Genomic DNA, 20480 nt, shown 5'->3' with positions numbered 1-20480 from the left:
CTGCTGGGCATCCGCTCTGGCTGGGCGCATGAAGCGTATATCGTGCAGAAGCTTGATCCCCCGCAGTCAATCATTTTTCAGGCTTGGTTTGTACGTATCGTGCGAGAACAGTTGCGGCAGGGTCCAACGCCGCGCTGGTATCAACACGATTGTGCGGGCCTTGTACGTTTCGCCGCAAACGAAGCGTTGAAACACCATGATGCCCTATGGCTGCGCAGCAACGGAATGTCCAACCGCTATCTACCACCGGAGTTAGATATTACGGATAACCAGCGATTGCTGGCGCAGCACTGGCAACAGGGCTCCGGGAAAACCAGCCCTTATGTCGATGCCGCACGACTGATTCAGTACAACACTTATTTGGTCGGCCGCGATATCAATCAGGCCCAGCCAGGCGATCTGTTGTTTTTCGATCAGGGCGACGACCAGCATCTCATGATTTGGATGGGGCAGTTTATTGCTTACCACACCGGCACCGTGACCAAAACGGACAATGGAATGCGCGCGGTGAGCGTACAACAACTTATGACATGGAATGATACCCGATGGATACCCGATCAATCGAATCCCAATTTTATCGGTTTGTACCGTTTAAACTTCTTAACACAGTAATCCGGTACTGTTTTTCATTGCTGACAATAGTGCTGATCCTGCTGCCGGTAACAAAAAGCGTTGCCGATGACTATTTGCCGTCTTCCGGGTATCAGCCTGTAGGCGATACGTTTTTCCTGCTGGCAGACAGCAGTTTTACCAGTCAGGAGATAGCGAAGGTTCGTCTGGAGGCGCCGGGTCGTTATGCGCAACGCTTTAACACCCAGGAGTATGGTGGCGCGGATATCCGCCTCTATAAAATAGATGATCCACTGGTGTTTTTACGCCAGCAGAAAAATCTGCACCGTATTACCGTTGCCGCCAGCTATCAGGGGGAGGGGCTGTCAAATACGCTCTCCTGGCTGTGGGATAACTGGTATGGCAAATCCCGACGTGTGATGCAAAGTGCCATTTCAGCCCCTGCACGAAAAGAGGCTATCGATGTTCTGCCGGAGTTGAAAATCGGTAACGCGCTCCTCGCGCCAACGGCCTATGATCACCAACCACAGTTTGCGCCGCTCAAACAGTTCCCGCTGCTTAAACAGTTCCGTTATCCGTTGTGGGATGCAAAACCTATTCAGCCGCCGGCAGAAGTTGCGATGGAAGGGGCTTCCAGTGAATTTCGCAGAACGGAATCCGGGAACGTCTACATTCCGCTGGGAAAATTAAAGCCGGGCTTGTATCTGGTAGAAGCGTTGCTCGGGTCATACCGGGCGACGACCATGGTGTTTGTTTCTGACTCTGTAGTAATGAGTAAGATTTCCCATAATGAAGCCTATGCCTGGGTTGCGGATAAACATGCCGGTAAACCTGTTGCGAATGCGACGGTGTTGTGGAGCGATGGGCTGGGGGTACTTAGTAGTGGTGTGACGCAGAACGATGGTTCTCTTCGTCTGTCGCACGTTGCGCCGGAACGCTCATATCTGTTTGGTCAGGATGCGCAAGGCGGCGTGTTTGTCTCAGAAAACTTTTATTACGACAGCGAAATTTACGACACCAAGGTTTATATATTCACTGACCGTCCGCTCTATCGGCCGGGAGATACCGTGAATATTAAAATGCTGGCGCGTGATTACAAGAACGCGCGTGACTCCGTTGCGGCTCCCGCAGGTAAAATGAAACTCACCGTCGTGGATGCCAACGGTATGCCAGTCCAGTCGATGAATCTGACGATGGATCCGCACACCGGGTCGGATACCGCATTCCACCTGGGCGAAACAGCGACGGCGGGCGGCTATGAACTGCAACTGCAATACGGCGGCGCAATCTATAGCAGCGCCTTTCGGGTCGCGAGCTATATTAAGCCGCCTTTTGACGTCTCTGTGCTCCTTAGCAAGCCTGATTACCATTCCGGTGAGCCTATCAACGGTACCATCGAACTGCATTATCCGGATGGACGCCCGGTGGCGAATGCCCACGTGACGCTGAGCCTCTATTCTCAACTGCTTTCTATGGTGGGGAACGATCTGCAGTATCAGGGCCGGTTTCCGGTCGATATGAAAACCACCGATTTCATCAGTAATGCCCAGGGGCAGGTGACGCTTAATCTGCCAGCCGCAGAAAAACCCAGCCGCTATTTGCTCACCGTTTCGGCCAGTGATGGCGAAGCTTTCCGCGTCAAAGCCAGTAAAGAGATTCTGATTGAGCGAGGGGCGGCGCACTATAGCCTGCAGACCGGGCAGCGTTTTACTAAAGTCAACGAACCGGTAACGTTCCACTACAGCAGCGAGCAGGCGACTGATGTAAAGCCGACGAGCTATGAGTGGCTGCGTCTTGAAGATCAGCATACGGAAAGTGCGCCAATCCCGGCCTCCAGCACGGATAGCCTGACCGTAACTTTCCGCCAACCAGGAACCTACAACCTGATGCTGCGCAGCGCCAGTGGCATGTTGCTTGGGGCGACATCGCACTCAGTGAGCGGTAACGACGTGAAGGCCAGCATCGGCAACGTTGAGATTGTGCTGGACAAAGCGCAATACCAGATTGGCGATGTGGCGAAGGCGCTGATTACTTTCCCTGAACCGATCAACGAAGCGCTGTTAACGCTCGAACGAGATCGCGTAGAAGCCTCTGCGCTGCTCAGCAAAGGCGGCGACTGGCTGCAGCTCACGCGTATCAGTGATACGCAGTATCAGGCTGCTATTCCGGTGAAAACGACATTTGCACCGAATCTGACTTTCTCGGTGCTATATACCTTGCATGGGCAGTACAGCTTTCAGAATGCAGGCATCTGCGTTGATATTCCGAAAATCGTAGTCAACATCGTCCCCGATAAGCGCCATTACAGACCCGGTGATCTGGTCAATGTGACGGTATCTACACGCTTGCAGGGTAGCCCAGTCTCAGCTCACGTCACGGCGGGCGTAGTGGACGAAATGATTTACGCGCTACAGCCGGAGATTACGCCGACGATTGACCAGTTCTTTAACCATCCGCGCCGTAATAACGTACGCACCAGTTCCAGCCTGTCGTTTATCAGCTATGACCAGGCTTTGTCCGGTATGCCGGGCGCGCTGGGGCGAGCGAACTATAGCGCGCGAAGCGTGAAGATGCTGGAGCGTGCGCGTCGCGAAAATGTTGATACCGCCGCATGGCTGCCAACGCTAACAACCAATGCGCAGGGACAGACGACCTTCAGCTTTCGCATGCCGGACTCACTGACCCGCTGGAGAATGACCGCACGAGCGCAGAACGATGACGGTCTGGTGGGCGAATCAATGCAGTATGTCACCTCGGATAAGCCAGTCTATCTGAAGTGGAGCGGCCCGCGGGAGTTCCGTCGCGGCGATAAGCCTTCCCTGGGCGTATTTATCTTTAGCGAACAGGCGGAAAAACAGACCGTCGAGCTGTATACCAGCTATGCCAATAATGAACTGCACCAGATGGTGACGCTGCATCAGGGAGCAAACTACATTGCCTTACCGCATGTGCCGGTTGTTAATGGGCAGTGGGTTGGTGAAATAAGGCAGAATGACAAAACGCTGGATGCTCTTAGCGTCAACCTGCGACTGACTGACGATAACTGGTCGGAAAAAACCAATGCGGCGCTTGAGCTGTCCGCCGGAATTAATCCGCTTTATCTGCCGCCCGGCGCAACTGACATTAGCCTGCGTTTCACCAATACGCCGCAGGCGCTTTACCAGAGCATTCTCGATGATTTGCTGTCGCAGCCCTATGGCGGTGTGATCAATACGGCAAGCCGACTGTTGCCGCTTAGCGTTGCATGGACGCAGATGCATCAGGGCGATGCGCAGGTTATTGCAGACCTTCGTGCCGCTATCCAGAACAGTCGTTTGCGTTTAATTCAGATGGCCGGGCCGGGCGCTGCTTTTACCTGGTGGGGAGAAGCGGGGGATAGTGATGCGTTTATCACGGCCTATGCCTACTATGCCGACTGGTATGCAACCCAGGCGTTAGGTCTGACGCTGCCTGAGGATCACTGGTCGCGTATGCTTTCGCTTTATAGCGAGCAGGCCGACGAGATGCCGTTATTACAGCGTGCATTGGTGCTGACCTTCGCTGACGATATGAACCTGCCGGCAGTGACATTGGCGCAAGGTGTTGAAGAAAACTTTGTCGATCATTTGGAGGAGGAGCCGGGTGACAGCAGCCTCTTGCCATCGGACAGCCTGGTAATGGCACAGCCCACTTCGCCACTCGGCGATGCGGTAGCAAGGGTACTCATTTATAACTTGCTGCAAAAACATGGGCATGCGCTAAGTACGAACGAACAGACGATGTTGCAACACAGCAAAGAGATGATTGCCGCCAGCGGGCAGCCTTTTGCTCAGGCTGTTGTGCTTCGCGGCGCCGGGGCTAACGGGCAACAGGCGCAGACGCTGCTGCGCCAGCTGGCTCCAAACCAGCCGGGCCTGGAGCGTGCGTTGTCACTCACCTGGCTTAGTCGGACGCTGCAATTAGCTACACCCGTTGCCGAACCGGTTATCCAGCAGGCGGGATGGACGAAAGAAAAAGGCGTAGATGGTGCATCGTTCTGGCAATGGCGCGGGAACGGCGTACCGGATAACGTCAACATTAGCAATCTGGATAATCCAGCCGAGGCGTTAGTGACATTAGCGCTACCGCAGGGAACGCCTACGCCACAAAATCATGTGGCGAAAGTGGAGATCCGCCATCATTTAATGCGACTGGTTGAGGAAAAGGAGGCCTTAACCTTTCATCTGACTCCGGTTACTGACGGTCAGGTGACCAGTGATGCGCTCTATCTGGATCAGGTAACGCTGACGACAACAGGTAAAGTACCGCTCTCTTGGGGAGAAGTTCTGGTGCCTCTCCCGCCCGGCGCAGATGTAGAAAGCACCACCTGGGGCATTCAGATCCAGTCGTCGGATAAAGAGGGTGCAGAGCCGATTTCACTGGCGCAAGACAACCATGAATCTGGAACGCTGCATTACATGGTACCGGTAAAACAACTTCAGGGTGAACAGACCTTCAGCCATCTGGTTCGTTTCTCGCAAAAAGGAGACTTTACTCTGCCACCCGTGCGCTACCAGCAAGTTTATGCCCCACAGGATGTGGTGTATGAAACGGATGGTATGAGGGCGATTCAGGTTCGATAAGCGATGAGAAAATTGTTTTTTATCGTCCTGATTCTGGCATCGGCGGCAGCCGATGCCAGAGGGTTGATGCTGGCATGGCGACGGGACAATCAGGATATTTTGCTGCATCTTAAGGCCGGGCAGGGTGAGGTTGACCGGCAATCACTTCCCACCGGGCTGACCACCCCGCTGGGCAGCGTCTGGAAGTTGTTCGTTTATGCCTGGTTAACGGATAACCGCATCGCCGATAACCCTTACCACTGTACAGGACAATCGTCGCAAGAGGTTTATTGCTGCGCAGTCGGCGAGTCAATTGCCAGGGAAAAGGCGTTAGTACAATCCTGCGGCCTCTATTTCACCCCTGAACGCTGGCATATTGATAGCAATGAATGGCGACGTTACTGGCAAAAGCGCGGCGGACCCGCCTGGCTTAACGAGCTGCGCTTGCTACAGCCAGGAACAGAGGTGACGGTTTCCTCATTATTGACGGCGTTGCAGCAAATGCCCGCCCAGGCCGAAGCGCGTAAAGCCTTACTCAATCTGATGGTGTTATCGCCGGGAAACCCGCCGGCATCCGCGCTGGGTGGCCGGCTGCGTGTTAAGACCTGGTCCTGGCACTCTCCGCAAGCGGTGGATCAGCGCGAAGGCGGTTTCGCCGGATGGCTGACCGACGGCACACCTGTCTGGGCTGGTGGGGCGGGTACCAGTAAAACGATATTGTCGACTTATGCCACAGCGTTGGACAAAACGCTGCCTGTAACCGCCTCCGTGGATCCCGAGGAGTGTATTGATTCCAGTTTGTTCACCCGTTATCCCATTGAAGCGGTGTACCGTGTCGGCCATACACAGGCGATGGTCGAAGGGCAGCTGCAGGGACAGTTTCGGGTGGCGTTTAAAAATGGTAACCAACTGAATATTCGAAGCCAGGGAGAGCTGTATCTTCATGGTTCCGTTCACCGTTGGCAGATCCTCGCCCACCTGTCGCGAGAGGAGTACGTCGCTCGTGTGCTGGAGCGCGAAGCCAGCGCTAAACCAACCGAAGCGGCCAAAGCGTTAGCTGTGGTTATTCGCACTTATTTACAGCAGCAAGCCAGCCACACTAATGATTGTCTCTACATCGAGGACAGCAGTTCGCATCAACGAGTGGCACCTCGCCCTGCGTCAGGAGCCTCCCGGAAAATAGCTGACTGGACGAACGGCCTTGTGCTGAGCGGTAGTTCTGTGCAGTACCACGGCTATCTGGCAGCGGAGAATCAGCTCTCCTGGGAACACGCGGTAGCGCTTGCCGATCAGGGGATGCGTTTTGATGAGATTCTGGCTCAGGTATGGCCGCAGGCAACGCTCAGTTCCTGGGAGCATGCGGTTTCTGAATGCCACGCGATGCCGGAGGCGAAAGCATGGTTGTTGAAACAGCAAAAAGCATGGCGCGGCACGTTGGATGGGGAGCCTGGCTATGCCGCGACGTCGCAGTTTGCGGTGTGTCAGCTTAAACATACCGGAACGCCCTGGATTGATCGCTCACGGCGGCGAATTTATATCCGCGCTTTTCTTCATCTGCAGGATCGTCTTGATCTCACCCACGAATATTTGCATCTGGCCTTTGATGGTTATCCCAGTGGCCTTGATGAGACGTATATCGAAGGGCTGGCTCGTCATTTATTAATGGAATGAAAATTATGCGTAAGTTGTCTTTCCTGGGATTGTTGGCAATCCCATTTCTGTCTCATGCCGCTAACAGCGAGTCTGTGACCATCGATACGCCATTGGCAGGCTGGCATAACCAGACGGGTGAAAAATCATACTATTCCCAGCAGGTGAATTACCCGGCATCGTCGGTAAATACGCGTAGCGACCAGTCGATCGATGCGCAGATTAAAGGTGCGATTTATGGTTTGCCTAAGGGCAATCAAAAGCCGGGTGTACTGGTGGTGAATGGCATTAGCATGCCGCTCAGAATTGAAGACGACGGTAGTTTTCAGCGCCCCTATATTTTCCCGGGTGGCAGCAATAGCGTTGAGGTAAGAAGCCCGGATCGTCAGGCCTCGCACCGTGTGCAGTTCTATGCTCGTCCTGGGCAGGGAAGTGTTCCTGCTAAACTGCGAATCATTCTTTCCTGGGATAGTGATAACACGGATTTGGATCTACACGTTGTGACCCCCAATGGCGAGCACGCGTGGTATGGCAATCGCGCACTGCAAAATGGTGGAGCATTAGATATGGACGTCACTACTGGTTATGGTCCCGAAATATTCTCAACGCCCATGCCGGAGAAGGGCCCGTATCTGGTTTACGTAAACTATTTTGGCGGCTATGGACAGCAGGTTCTCACTACAGCGCAGGTGTCACTGGTGACTAATGAAGGCACGCCGGATGAAAAGCAGGAAACGTTTGTCATTCCGATGCGTAACCCTGGTGAATTGACGCTGATTAAACGCTTTGTTTATTGATAAAGCATTAGCAGGAAAATATCAGTTCGTTATGAAAGATAAGTGTCACTGACCGTAGAGAGACCGTAGCAAGCAGGCAAGAAACAGACGGATGTTTTCAACAACAAAGAACAACTAACGCAGTTCGATGGAGAGTCCGGCTCTCCAAAAGCAAAAACCCGCCTTGTGGTCGGGTTCTTTAAATTAGTGGTGCCCGGACCGGACAAAAACAACGGGAGCGTTTTTGCACAGCGCATCGCGCTGCCCGCAGGGCGAGTCGCAGGGATGCGACGAGTGAATCGAACGCAGTTCGATGGAGAGTCCGGCTCGCCAAAAGCAAAAAACCAGCCCGTAGGCTGGTTTCTTTAAATTAGTGGTGCCCGGACTCGGAATCGAACCAAGGACACGGGGATTTTCAATCCCCTGCTCTACCGACTGAGCTATCCGGGCAACGGGGCGCATTAAACCCGATTCAACTTACGGCGTCAACGAAATTCCGCGAATTCTGCGCCGCCCGCCCATTCCTGCGCCACTTTGCTTGCGAAATAGCCGTTTTAACGCCTTACGCGAAGAAATGCGTCCAGAGCGCGGAAAGCGGCATGGAAATCAGCAGCGCAGGCAGCAGATTCACCACCGCGAACATCTTAATGCCGCAGATGCGCAGGCCCGTCGCCAGCAGCAGCAGGCCGCCCGTCGCGGTAAAATCGCCCATCATCGCGGGTGTGGTCAGCGGCAGGATAAATACAGCGCCCGCGGCGAGCGTTAACTGGATAAGCAGCATCGGGATGGAGATGGCCGCGACGGCGGCGCCAAGCGTCGTCGCAAAAATCGTGGCGGTGAAGAAATCGAGAAACGCCTTGGCGATAAGCAGGCTGTTATCACCGGTCATGCCTTCGCGCATCGCGCCAAAAATGCCGGTTCCGCTCGCGCAAAACAGCACGATGATCGCCACAAAGCTCTGCACGAAATTGTCCTGCGCGGGCCGCGCGTTTTTACCGGGCCGCAACCGGCGCGCCACGCCGTTCAGACCATGTACCAGATTGATGATTCCTTTTTCGATATAGCAAAGCTCGCCAATCAGCGCGCCGAGCAGCATCGAGAGCACCATCACCGGCAGGTTCACGCACTTCACCACCAGTAAAATGCCAATGCCAAGCGATGCCAGCCCGAAAATCGAGGGCATCGAACTGCGCAGCCGCTCGGGAAGCCGCTGGCTTAACGCCGCGCCGAGCAATCCGCCCAGCAGTACTGCCGCTGCATTGATAAAAGGTCCGGTTACCACATTGAGCTCCTGCCTGAGTCTGTATCGCGATGGGCTTCAGCATAAGCCCGCAGTGAGAGGGAGAAAAGCGCGCCCGCTAACGGCATTTTTATGCGTATCTTATGCTTACTTATTTTAACTATTTATTTTTAACAATAATAATCAAAAAGATAAAAAACAAGGCTGTAAATTCGTTGCTTAAAAAACCGATTTTCTCCGCGCGCTGTCTTGCCCCACGCGGCGTAAGGTGACATGATTGCGCGACTTTTCTCCATCAGACAGGGTGTATTGTTATGACCGCGCGTTCGCTGCCAGCCGTCATTTCTTCGCGACATTGCACAATGCCGCGCGCCCGTCATGTCTGTCCGCCATATTTCTCCATGCCCACCATGCGGTGAGGCCACCGTACGCTCACTGCCGGACAACAGTAAAATCAGGCGTGCTCTGCTTTTACTGATGTCTCGCGGTCGGAGCTGGTAATCAGTCAGACCTCATCGTTTCGCCGGGATACCGTCCCGTTGCCGTGCCCGAAGGCGCTTACACCGACACTCAGGGTTTTTGTGCTTATGAAATCGTTAAAAATTGCCGCCAGCCACGCCGTGGCTCCTCTGCTTTCAACCTCCCGCGATGTAGTGGGGCTCGATAGCACCGACTTCACCGACGTAGCCGCCGTGGTGCTTTCTGTGGCCGATACGCGCAGCGGTATTCTCGCGCTGCTTAAGCGCACCGGGTTTAATCTGCCGGTTTTTGTTTATCTGCAAAGCGGCGAAAGCTGCGACGCGCCGGTCAGCGGCACGCTCACGGGAACGTCGCAGGAGTTCCTGGCGCTTGAAACCGCGGCACTCGCGTATGAAGAGAACCTGCTGCCGCCGTTTTTCGACACGCTCACGCAGTATGTGGAGATGCAGAACAGCACCTTCGCGTGCCCCGGTCATCAGCACGGCGAATTCTTTAAAAAGCACCCGGCGGGCAGGCAGTTTTACGATTTCTTCGGAGAAAACGTGTTTCGCGCCGATATGTGCAACGCCGACGTCAAACTGGGCGATTTGCTGATCCATGAAGGCTCCGCCAAGCACGCGCAGAAATTTGCCGCGAAGGTGTTTCACGCCGATAAAACCTATTTTGTGCTGAACGGCACGTCGGCGGCGAATAAAGTCGTGACCAACGCGCTGCTGACGCAGGGCGATCTGGTGTTGTTCGATCGTAACAACCATAAATCGAACCACCACGGGGCGCTGATTCAGGCGGGCGCGACGCCGGTCTATCTCGAAGCGGCGCGTAACCCGTTCGGGTTTATCGGCGGGATCGACGAGCGCTGCTTCGACGAGGCGTATCTGCGTGAGCTGATTGCCGAAGTCGCACCGTCGCGCGCGCAGGAGGCGCGTCCGTTCCGCCTGGCGGTGATCCAGCTCGGCACTTACGACGGCACGGTCTATAACGCCCGTCAGGTGGTGGATAAAATCGGCCACCTGTGTGATTACATCCTGTTTGATTCCGCGTGGGTCGGCTACGAGCAGTTTATTCCGATGATGGCCGACTGCTCGCCGCTGCTGCTGGATCTCAATGAAAACGATCCGGGGATTTTCGTCACGCAGTCGGTGCATAAGCAGCAGGCCGGGTTCTCGCAGACCTCGCAGATCCACAAGAAAGATAACCATATCCGCGGCCAGGCGCGTTTTTGCCCGCACAAGCGGCTCAATAACGCCTTTATGCTGCACGCTTCGACAAGCCCGTTTTACCCGTTGTTCGCCGCGCTGGATGTGAACGCCAAAATCCACGAAGGCGAGAGCGGCAAGCGGTTGTGGGCCGAGTGCGTGGAACTTGGGATCGAGGCGCGCAAGGCGATCATCGCCAACTGCCACATGATCAAGCCGTTTATCCCGGATACGGTGGCGGGGCGGCCGTGGCAGGATCACCCGACGGACGCGATTGCGCGTGAGCGGCGTTTTTTCAGCTTTGAGCCGGGCGCGGCGTGGCACGGTTTTGCGGGATACGCGCGCGAGCAATATTTTGTCGATCCGTGCAAGCTGCTGCTGACCACGCCGGGTATCGATGCCGAAACCGGCGAGTACAGCGATTTCGGCGTCCCGGCGGCGATCCTCGCCAATTATCTGCGTGAAAACGGCATCGTGCCGGAAAAGGCGGATCTTAACTCGATCCTGTTTTTGCTCACCCCCGCCGAGAGCGCGCAGAAGATGGCGCACCTGGTCGCGATGCTGGCGCGCTTTGAGCAACATATTGAAGACGATACGCCGCTTGCCGACGTGTTGCCGACGATCTGCCAGAAATATCCGGTGCGTTACAAAGGCTACACGCTGTGCCAGCTCTGTCAGGAGATGCATAATCTGTACGTGAGTTTCGACGTGAAGGCGTTGCAGCGGGCAATGTTCCGTAAAGCCGAGCTGCCGCAGGTGGTGATGAACCCGCAGCAGGCGAATGTGGAGTATATTCGCGGCAACGTGGAGCTGGTGCGTCTGAGTGAGGCCGAAGGACGCGTGGCGGCGGAAGGCGCGCTGCCGTATCCGCCGGGCGTGTTGTGCGTGGTGCCGGGCGAAGTGTGGGGCGGCGCGGCGCTGCGTTATTTCCTGGCGCTGGAAGAGGGCGTGAACCTGTTGCCGGGCTTTTCGCCGGAATTGCAGGGCGTTTACAGCCAGACCGACCCGGACGGCATTAAGCGGTTGTACGGGTATATGTTGCGCGAATAAGGCGTTACCGGGCGGGTGTTGGATGTGACGCTGGCGGGTGCGCTTCGCTTACCCGCCCTACATAATTTCAGCGCCTTATGTGTCGTTGGTGATAGTGGGGCGTGAATGGTGGGTGCGCTTCGCTTACCCACCCTACGAGAATGCCATCATTTTTATCGTGTAGGGCAGGTAAGCGTAGCGCACCCGCCGTACAGCCAGAGCATCGATTTCCGTAGGGCGGGTAAGCAACGCGCACCCGCCGTAAAATCACATCCACCGTAACATCACGCTTCTTCCGCCCGGCGGTATAACCGCCGCGGATGGCCAATCTTCCCGTACAGCATCTCCACCGTCAGAAACCCGCTCTCCACGCAGTGCTCCAGATACCGCCGCGTGGTGGTTTTGCTTAAACCCGTCGCGCTCACCACATCATCGACTGAAAAAATCTGCTCGCGGCTCTCCACAAACAGCCGCTGCACCAGCGTCAGCGTATTCTCCTCAATCCCCTTTGCGCCGGAGTCTGGCCGGAAGCTGCGCGCCTGCAACTGATACAACGAATCCACGTTCTGTTGATCGACAATTTTCCACACCCGCTGCTGTTCGCGAAACTGCACAAAGCGCTCCAGCGAATGGCTGAGGCGCTTCCACGACACCGGCTTTAACAGATAATCGAACGCGCCGTTGCGGATCGCCTGGCTACAGGTGTCCATATCGCTCGCGGCGGTAATAAAAATCACTGAGCAGGCGCTGTTCTTCAGCGTCAGGCTCTCCGTCAGCGTAATCCCTTTGCCGTCCGGCAGATAATTGTCCAGCAGCACCAGATGCGGGCGCTTCTCGCGGATCTGCCGCTCGGCGTCGGCAAGCGTCGCCGCCATGCCCACCAGCCGCAAATGCGGGTGCTGCTTTACCATTTCGGCATGCAGCGCCGCCAGCTGGTTTTCATCTTCCACAATCAGTACGTCGGTCATCTCAGGTGACATAGTCAGGTTCTCCCTGCGGTTGGGCCGGACGAACGCCGGGCGCGTCAGGAATAAAAAGTGAGAAAATCGTGCCGCGCGGCGTATTGGCGGACACTTCCAGCGTGCCGCCCGCGAGCTTCACATAGCTGGCGATAAGATGCAGGCCGATACCATGATCGCCGCGGCGTTTGGTGGTAAAACCCGGCTCGAAGATCCTGTCGCGAAGCGCGGGCGCGATCCCGACACCGCGATCCGCCACTTCGATGATCAGCTCCCGCTCGTTCAGGCGGATCAACACCTCGACCGGATCGTGCGGCCCTTCGGCGCGCTGGGTGGCTTCGATGGCGTTATCCAGCAGATTGCCAATAACCGAAATCAGCTCCGGCTCGCCAAGCCCGCGGAACGCGCGCGCCATCTCGCAGGCCGGATCGAACGTCAGCGTCACGCCTTTCTCGCGCGCTCTGGCGCATTTGCCGATAAGCAGCCCGCATAATGTGGGGGAGTGAAACCGCCGGGAGATAAAATCGAGCAGCTCCTGGGTGTGCTCGGTCTGGGCCTGAATATAGCTCAGCGCCTGGTCGTAGTGGCCCAGATGCAGCAGCCCGGCGAGCGTCGACATGCGGTTTAACTGCTCGTGACGCAGAATGCGCAGGTTATCCGCGTAGCGCTTCACCTGGCTTAGCTGCACGCTCAGGCTGTCGATATCCTTGCGATCGCGAAAGGTAATCACCCAGCCCTGAAGCTCGCCTTCCAGCAGAATGCGCACCCGGCTTGCGATCACCGTCAGATGGTTGAACACGCAAATCTCATCATGCGTGTCGTTCTCCAGCATCACCTGCGGGGAGAAAAACGAGACCGGGTTAATCACCGCCTCCAGTGGCTGGCCGCGCAGCGAGCGCGACGACACGTTCAGGCCCAGCAGCCGCTTGGCGGCGCGGTTAATCACGGCAATGCGCGAATGCTCGTCGATGGCGATAACACCTTCGTAGATGGACTCCATCAGCGCCTTTTGCTGGCGCACGAGAAGCCCGATTTCCCGCGGCTCCAGAAAAAACATCTGTTTTTTAATACTGCGGGTGAAAAACCATGAAAAGATAAACAGCGCCAGCAGCAATAACACCGCGCCAATCAGGATATTCACCACTTTGCCAAGCGTAATGGTGTCGAGATAGCTGGTCAGATAGCCGACCGAGACAATGCCGATGACGCGGCCCTGGTCGTCAAAAATCGGCGCTTTGCTGCGCAGAGAGACCCCAAGCCCGCCCCGGCGAATGCTGGTAATGGTTTTTCCTTCTAACACATCCTGATTATCGCCACCGATAAGCGGAGTGCCGATGCGGTCATGAAAAACGGAATGAAACAGGTGCAGACCTTTCTCATCGCCAATAACCATAAAACTGGCGTCGCTGTGGCGCGCCATGTCTGTCATAAAAGTGTTAATCGCCGGAATATTACGTTGTCTGACGGCTTCACGTAATGACGGAATGAGAGAAATCTCTTCCGCCTGTATTCTCGCGCGACTGCTCATCTCCTGATAAAGCTGGCGGCTGACATCGAGATAATAATAAACGCCGAGCGCCGTAAACAATACGGAGAAGAATATGATGAGATGAATAAATAACTTTATGCGAAAGGAAAATTTCATCGTTCACTGGCGCGCCGGAATACAAACAATAGAGAACTGTACCATTTTTTCAGGCGCTTACCGGACCTGTGCCTGAAACTTGTGATCCCCTGCACAGGGCGCGGTGCGCGACGGTAACTGTTTACCCGCGTTATGTTTTTACGCCAAAAACGGTGCTTATTGAATAAACGCCATAAAAACCACGCCTGTAAATTACGCGTGGATCACAGTGCGCTAATTAAAACCATAAACACCATAGGTGCCATTAAATTACCGCTGCCGATTCGGCCTTCCTCACAAATTGTAAGGGTAACCTCTTTTACGCTTGTCGGGAAATATAACTACGGAGCTTAATAAAATGAGCACAACCGATGATTCTTACGTCGTACCCCACACATCGTCTGCTACGAAGCAAATATCTCTGAAAGAAAAGTGGTGGCATATCATGGATACCTGGAAAATCGGGATTATTCCATTGCCGCTGTTTCTGCTCTCCGGCGCGCTTATCGCCATTGACTGCCTCGGCGGCAAACTGCCGAGCGATATTGTGGTGATGGTCGCGACGCTTGCCTTCTTCGGCTTCGCCTGCGGCGAGTTCGGCAAGCGCCTGCCGGTGGTTGGCAAAATGGGCGCGGCGGCGATTTGCGCCACTTTCATCCCTTCCGCGCTGGTCTATTACGGCTGGCTGCCGGATGTGGTCGTGGAATCCACCACCAAATTCTATAAATCCACCAACATTCTCTATCTCTACATCTGCTGTATTATCGTCGGCAGCATCATGAGCATGAACCGCACCACGCTGATTCAGGGCTTTCTGCGTATTTTCTTCCCGATGCTGTGCGGCGAAATCGTCGGCATGCTGGTGGGGATGGGCGTCGGTATCGCGCTGGGCATGGAGCCGTTCCAGATCTTCTTCTTCCTGATCCTGCCTATCATGGCGGGCGGCGTGGGCGAAGGGGCGATCCCGCTTTCCATCGGCTACGCGACGCTGCTGCATATGGATCAGGGCGTGGCGCTGGGCCGCGTGCTGCCTATCGTGATGCTCGGCAGCCTCACCGCGATTATTATCGCCGGTTGCCTTAACCAGCTCGGCAAACGCTATCCGCACCTGACCGGCGAAGGCGAGCTGATGCCGGATCGCGGCGATAAACCGCAGGCCCAGACGCTGAACACCGCGTTCAGCGGCAAGGCTGATGTCACCACCATTGCCTCCGGCGCGCTGCTGGCGGTGCTGCTCTATATGCTCGGTATGCTCGGCCATAAACTGATTGGCCTGCCTGCGCCGGTTGGCATGCTGTTTATCGCGGTCTTTATCAAGCTGGTGCACGGCGTTTCTCCGCGCCTGCTGGAAGGCTCGCAGGTGGTTTATAAATTCTTCCAGACTTCCGTGACCTACCCGATTCTTTTCGCCGTCGGCGTGGCGATCACCCCGTGGGAAGAGCTGATGCACGCCTTTACGCTCAACAACCTGCTGGTGATTGTCAGCACCGTGTCGGCGCTGGTGGCGACGGGCTTTTTCGTCGGCAAGAAAATCGGTATGCACCCGATTGATGTGGCCATCGTCTCCTGCTGCCAGAGCGGGCAGGGCGGCACCGGCGACGTCGCCATTCTCACCGCCGGCAACCGCATGACCTTAATGCCTTTCGCTCAGATTGCCACCCGCATTGGCGGCGCGATTAACGTCTCGCTCGCGCTGCTGGTACTGGGCAATTTCCTTGTTTAATCGTCAGGATACGTTGTTATGAAACTTGCGAGTTATCTCCATCAGGGCCGCCGCAGTTACGGCATTGTCACGGATAACGGCGTGGTGGATCTCGGCACCCGTCTCGGGGCGCACTACGCGGATCTCAAAACGCTGCTGGCGCGGGATGCGCTGGAACAGGCGCGCTGCCATGCGCAGGCGCCCGCTGATTTCGCACTCTGCGACGTGACGTTTTTGCCGGTTATCGAGCAGCCGGAGAAGATCCTCTGCGTGGGCATGAACTACGCCGAGAAACGCAAAGAGTTCGACCAGCACAACCCGGCGCCGACGCTGTTTGTCCGCTTCCCGGATTCGCAGACCGGCCACAACGCGCCGGTGCTCAAACCGCGCCACTCCAGCGAGTTTGATTACGAAGGGGAACTTGCGGTGATCATCGGGCGCGGCGGCGAGAACATCGCGCGCGAGGCGGCGCTCTCGCACGTGGCGGGCTACAGCTGCTACATGGACGGCTCGGCGCGCGACTGGCAGCACACCTGGTTTACGGCGGGCAAAAACTGGCGGCAGACCGGCGCGTTCGGCCCGTGGATGACGACCGCCGATGAGATCCCCGATCCGCACCAGCTCGTCATCCGCACCTGGCTTAACGGCCGCATGGTGCAGGACGACAACACCCGCAGCATGATCCACGGCGTAGCGGAGCTTATTGAGTACATCAGCACCTTCACCCGCTTAAGCGCGGGCGATGTGATCATCACCGGATCGCCGGGCGGCGTTGGCAAAAAACGCACGCCGCCGCTGTTTATGAAGCCGGGCGACAAAATCGAGGTGGAGATCGAGCGGATCGGCCATCTGTGCAATGTGATCGCCGAAGCGCCCGTCGCGCAACCGGCGCCCGCCCACTAAAGAGACCGGACGGACGTATGAGCAATCTGGAACTCATCACCGTGGCGCTTGCCCGCCAGCCGCAGGAGAAAGCGCGCGTCGCGGCGTTTCTCGCCAGCCATCAGTTAGGCATGGATGAAGACGTCACGCATGTCGTCATCGCCGTCGCGCAGGGTGAAATCGCAGGCTGCGCGGGGCTTGCGGGCAACGTGATTAAAGGCGTGGCGGTGGATGAGCGCTGGCGGGGCGAAAACCTCAGCGCGCGTCTGCTGGTGGAGGTGGAAAACCTGGCGATGAGTCTCGGCCACTTTCACCTGTTCCTCTGCACGCGTCCGTATAACCTGGAGCGTTTTCGCCGCTGCGGCTTCTGGCCGCTCGCGCAGTGCGACGACATTGCAGCGCTGCTTGAAAACACGCCCTCCGGCATCCGCCGTTACTGCCAGCAGCTTGGCAGGTTAAAACAGCCCGGCGCGCGTATCGGCGCGGTGGTGATGAACGCCAATCCGTTTACGCTCGGCCACCGCTTTCTCGCCGAACAGGCGGCGAGTGAGAGCGACTGGCTGCATCTTTTTGTGGTGCGTGAAGAGGCGTCGTTTTTCCCTTACCGCGAACGGCTTGCGATGGTGCGGGCGGGCGTCGCGCATCTGCCGAACGTCACGGTGCATGAGGGCTCGTCGTATCTCATCTCTCGCGCCACCTTTCCGGGTTATTTCCTCAAGGAGCGCGGGCTGGTGGATAAAGCCTGGAGCGGGCTGGATTTGCAGATTTTCCGCCGCTATATCGCGCCGGCGCTTGGCATTAACCAGCGCTTTGTCGGCAGCGAGCCGTTCTGCCCCGTGACACGCGCCTACAACCAGGCGATGCACACCTGGCTTGAGCACGCGCCACTTAACGCGCCGCCGGTCAGCGTTATTGAAATTCCACGTCTCAGCTACGCCGAAGGCGAGGCGATTTCCGCGTCCGAAGTGCGCCGCCTGCTGCGCGCGCAGCGTTTTTCTTCGATTCGCGAACGGGTGCCGGAGAGCACTTTCGCCCTTCTCGCGCAACGCTATCGCGCGGAAGTGGCCTGAATTCTTATCTGACAGGACAAACCGTAATGAAGATAGTTAAAGAGGCGCTGGCGGGGACCGCCGAGTCCAGCGACCTGATGGTGAAAATCGCCCCGGCGGCGGGCGAGCTGGAGATAGAAATCTACAGCGATGTGATAAAGCAGTTCGGCGATCAGATCCGCCGCGTGGTGAAAGAGACGCTCGCGGCGATGGAGGTGTATGAAGGGCTGGTGATTATCGAGGACAAAGGCGCGCTGGATTGTGTTATCCGCGCCCGGCTGCAAAGCGCCGTATTGCGCGCCTGCGAGGCGCAGCCGCTGCGCTGGGAGGCGCTCAAATGAGCAAACTTCGCCGCAGCATGCTGTTTTTACCCGGCGCGAACGCCGCCATGCTCTCCACCGCGTTTATCTACCGGCCTGATTCCATCATGTTCGATCTCGAAGACGCCGTGGCGCTACGTGAGAAAGACACCGCGCGCCTGCTGGTTTTCCACGCCCTGCAACACCCGATGTACCGGGATATCGAAACCGTGGTGCGTATTAACCCGCTCAGCACGCCGTTCGGCTTGCCCGATCTCGACGCGGCGGTGCGCGCAGGGGTCGATGTGATCCGCCTGCCGAAAACCGACTCGCCGGAGGATATCGACGAGCTGGAAGGCCATCTGGCGCGCATTGAGCGCGAGTGCGGCCGCGAGCCCGGCTCGACGCGCATCATGGCGGCGATTGAATCGGCGGTGGGCGTTATCAACGCCGTGGCGATTGCCCGCAGTTCGCCGCGGCTTATCGGCATTGCACTCGCGGCGTTCGATTACGTGATGGATATGCAGACCGAGCGCGGCGACGGCACCGAGCTCTTCTACGCACGCTGCGCGGTGCTCCACGCAGCGCGCGCCGCCGGCATCGATGCGTTCGACGTGGTGTGGTCAGACGTCAACGACGAAGCGGGCTTTTTAAAAGAGGTCGATCTGATTCGCAAGATGGGTTTTAACGGCAAGTCGCTGATTAACCCGCGCCAGATAGATCTGCTGCACAACGCCTACGCGCCGACACAAGACGAAGTGGATTACGCCCGCCGCGTGATTGCCGCCGCCGAAGAGGGTGAGCGCAACGGGCTCGGCGTGGTGTCGCTCAACGGCAAGATGATTGACGCGCCGATTATCAACCATGCGCAGGTGGTGCTGGAACGCGCTGCCGCCTCCGGCGTGCGCCGTTAAGGAGAGAACCATGAACCAGACAGAACTTCTGCACGTGCAGTTTCCGCACCTGCGCGACCTTGTGCCGTTCGATACCGCCCATACCGCCACGCCGTGGCTCGCGGATGACGAGTGCAAGCACAACCGCAAACTCTGCGCGTCGCTGGAAGAGGCGGTGCGCAAAAGCGGCCTGCGCGACGGCATGACAATTTCTTTCCACCACGCGTTTCGTGAAGGCGACCGGGTGATTAACCAGGTGGTGGCGACGCTTGCGCAGATGGGCTTTAAAAACCTGACGCTGGCGTCAAGCTCGCTGATGACCTGCAACGAGCCGCTGATTGAGCATATCCAAAGCGGCGTCATCACGCGGATTTACACCTCCGGCATGCGCGGCAAACTCGCCGAGGCGGTCTCTCACGGGCTGATGGCGGAGCCGGTGCAGATCCACTCCCACGGCGGGCGCGTCAAACTGTTGCAGGATGGCGAGCTGAAGATTGACGTGGCGTTTCTCGGCGTGCCGTGCAGCGATGAATTTGGCAACGCCAACGGCAGCCACGGCAAATCCTGCTGCGGCTCGCTCGGCTACGCGATGGTGGATGCGCAGTTTGCCCGCAACGTGGTGCTGCTGACCGAAACGCTGGTGCCGTACCCGAACATGCCTGCGAGTTTGTCGCAGGATCGCGTGGATTTTGTGGTGCCGGTAGAAAGCGTGGGCGACCCGGCGAAAATCAGCGTCGGCGCGGCGCGCGTCACCAGCAATCCGCGCGAGCTGATGATTGCCCGCTACGCCGCTGACGTGATTGAACACGCCGGCTATTTCAAAGACGGCTTCTCGATGCAGACCGGCTCCGGCGCGGCGTCCACCGCCTGTACGCGGTTTCTCGGCGAGAAAATGGCGCGCCGCGGCGTGAAGGCGCGCTTCGCGCTCGGCGGTATCACCGGCAGCCTGGTGGATTTGCATGAAAAAGGGCTGATAGACGTCCTGCTCGACACCCAGTGCTTTGACAGCCAGGCGGCGTCGTCGCTCGCCCGTAACCCGAAGCACATCGAAATCTCCACCAACGTTTACGCGAGCCCCGCCAGTAAAGCGGCCTGCTGCGACAAGCTCGACGTGGTGATCCTGAGCGCGCTGGAAATCGACGTCGGGTTTAACGTCAACGTGATAACCGGCTCCGACGGCGTGATGCGCGGCGCGTCCGGCGGGCACTGCGATGTGGCCGCGGCGGCGAATCTCACCATCGTGGTGGCCCCGCTGTTGCGCAGCCGTATTCCGACGGTGGTTAAACGCGTCACCACCCGCCTGACGCCGGGCGAGAGCATCGATGTGCTGGTTACCGATCACGGCATTGCGGTTAACCCTGCGCGGCCCGAGGTGCGCGAGCGGCTGGTCGCGGCGGGGCTGAATGTTGTCGATATTCATGCGCTGTGCGAACGCGCCGTGGCGATCGCCGGCGAGCCGAAACCCATTGAATTCACCGACCGCATCGTCGGCGTGGTGCGCTATCGCGACGGCAGCGTCATCGACGTGGTGCGTCAGGTTAAGGAGTAACG

The 20480-nt window shown here is 57.2% G+C and carries 14 protein-coding genes and 1 tRNA gene; 11 read left to right on the top strand and 4 right to left on the bottom strand.

What is annotated here, in order from left to right; translation table 11 throughout:
• Positions 1-3 precede the first annotated feature (3 nt).
• Genes G6041_RS12935 through G6041_RS12920 form a run of 4 tightly spaced genes read left to right on the top strand, consistent with a single transcriptional unit; the run spans position 4 to position 7597 of the window.
• Entirely contained in the window at positions 4-612 is a 609-nt protein-coding gene (locus G6041_RS12935) for a DUF1175 domain-containing protein (protein WP_227003043.1), read from the top strand.
• On the top strand, positions 546-5171 hold the full coding sequence (locus tag G6041_RS12930) for an MG2 domain-containing protein (RefSeq protein WP_071817988.1): 4626 nt from the start codon (positions 546-548) through the stop codon (positions 5169-5171). Before G6041_RS12935 ends, G6041_RS12930 begins: the two co-directional genes overlap by 67 nt.
• A 3-nt stretch (positions 5172-5174) precedes the next feature.
• On the top strand, positions 5175-6821 hold the full coding sequence (locus G6041_RS12925; protein WP_012123770.1) for a DUF2300 domain-containing protein: 1647 nt from the start codon (positions 5175-5177) through the stop codon (positions 6819-6821).
• 5 nt (positions 6822-6826) lie between these two features.
• On the top strand, positions 6827-7597 hold the full coding sequence (locus G6041_RS12920) for a YfaP family protein (RefSeq protein WP_041460369.1): 771 nt from the start codon (positions 6827-6829) through the stop codon (positions 7595-7597).
• Between the two features lie 353 nt (positions 7598-7950).
• On the opposite strand, the gene G6041_RS12915 is transcribed toward G6041_RS12920, so the two are convergent.
• A tRNA-Phe gene (locus tag G6041_RS12915) sits at positions 7951-8026 on the bottom strand.
• Positions 8027-8138: 112 nt separating this feature from the next.
• On the bottom strand, positions 8139-8858 hold the full coding sequence (locus G6041_RS12910) for a DUF554 domain-containing protein (RefSeq protein ID WP_041460370.1): 720 nt from the start codon (positions 8856-8858) through the stop codon (positions 8139-8141).
• A 545-nt stretch (positions 8859-9403) separates the two neighbouring features.
• Here G6041_RS12910 and G6041_RS12905 point away from each other — a divergent pair.
• Positions 9404-11542 (top strand): ornithine decarboxylase, encoded by a 2139-nt coding sequence (locus tag G6041_RS12905; RefSeq protein ID WP_012123774.1) that lies wholly within the window; start codon positions 9404-9406, stop codon positions 11540-11542.
• 263 nt (positions 11543-11805) lie between these two features.
• Here G6041_RS12905 and G6041_RS12900 read toward each other — a convergent pair whose 3' ends face one another.
• Both G6041_RS12900 and G6041_RS12895 read right to left on the bottom strand, forming a co-directional pair.
• Positions 11806-12501: a response regulator gene (locus G6041_RS12900; protein ID WP_012123775.1), complete on the bottom strand. Its 696-nt coding sequence runs from the start codon at positions 12499-12501 to the stop codon at positions 11806-11808.
• Entirely contained in the window at positions 12491-14125 is a 1635-nt protein-coding gene (locus G6041_RS12895) for an ATP-binding protein (RefSeq protein ID WP_012123776.1), read from the bottom strand. Before G6041_RS12895 ends, G6041_RS12900 begins: the two co-directional genes overlap by 11 nt.
• A gap of 337 nt (positions 14126-14462) precedes the next feature.
• Between G6041_RS12895 and G6041_RS12890 the strand changes: the two genes are divergently transcribed.
• Genes G6041_RS12890 through citF form a run of 6 tightly spaced genes read left to right on the top strand, consistent with a single transcriptional unit; the run spans position 14463 to position 20478 of the window.
• Entirely contained in the window at positions 14463-15827 is a 1365-nt protein-coding gene (locus G6041_RS12890) for a 2-hydroxycarboxylate transporter family protein (protein WP_012123778.1), read from the top strand.
• Between the two features lie 18 nt (positions 15828-15845).
• The gene (locus G6041_RS12885; RefSeq protein ID WP_012123779.1) at positions 15846-16709 is read left to right on the top strand and encodes a fumarylacetoacetate hydrolase family protein; all 864 of its coding nucleotides are present in this window, start codon (positions 15846-15848) and stop codon (positions 16707-16709) included.
• 17 nt (positions 16710-16726) lie between these two features.
• A complete protein-coding gene (gene citC / locus G6041_RS12880; protein ID WP_012123780.1) occupies positions 16727-17758 on the top strand; it encodes a [citrate (pro-3S)-lyase] ligase in 1032 nt (343 codons plus the stop codon).
• A 26-nt stretch (positions 17759-17784) separates the two neighbouring features.
• Positions 17785-18078 (top strand): citrate lyase acyl carrier protein, encoded by a 294-nt coding sequence (gene citD / locus G6041_RS12875; RefSeq protein ID WP_004388224.1) that lies wholly within the window; start codon positions 17785-17787, stop codon positions 18076-18078.
• On the top strand, positions 18075-18950 hold the full coding sequence (gene citE, locus G6041_RS12870; RefSeq protein ID WP_004388225.1) for a citrate (pro-3S)-lyase subunit beta: 876 nt from the start codon (positions 18075-18077) through the stop codon (positions 18948-18950). Before citD ends, citE begins: the two co-directional genes overlap by 4 nt.
• A gap of 10 nt (positions 18951-18960) precedes the next feature.
• Positions 18961-20478 carry a citrate lyase subunit alpha gene (gene citF / locus G6041_RS12865; protein ID WP_054628685.1) on the top strand — a complete coding sequence of 506 codons (1518 nt, stop codon included), beginning with the start codon at positions 18961-18963 and terminating at the stop codon, positions 20476-20478.
• Positions 20479-20480: the final 2 nt, after the last annotated feature.

Origin of the sequence: Cronobacter sp. HA18003 (assembly GCF_011605905.1) — a bacterium.
GTDB lineage: Bacteria > Pseudomonadota > Gammaproteobacteria > Enterobacterales > Enterobacteriaceae > Cronobacter > Cronobacter sakazakii.
Note: the sequence above shows the minus strand (reverse complement) of the source record. Positions and strands in the feature narration are given on the sequence as shown.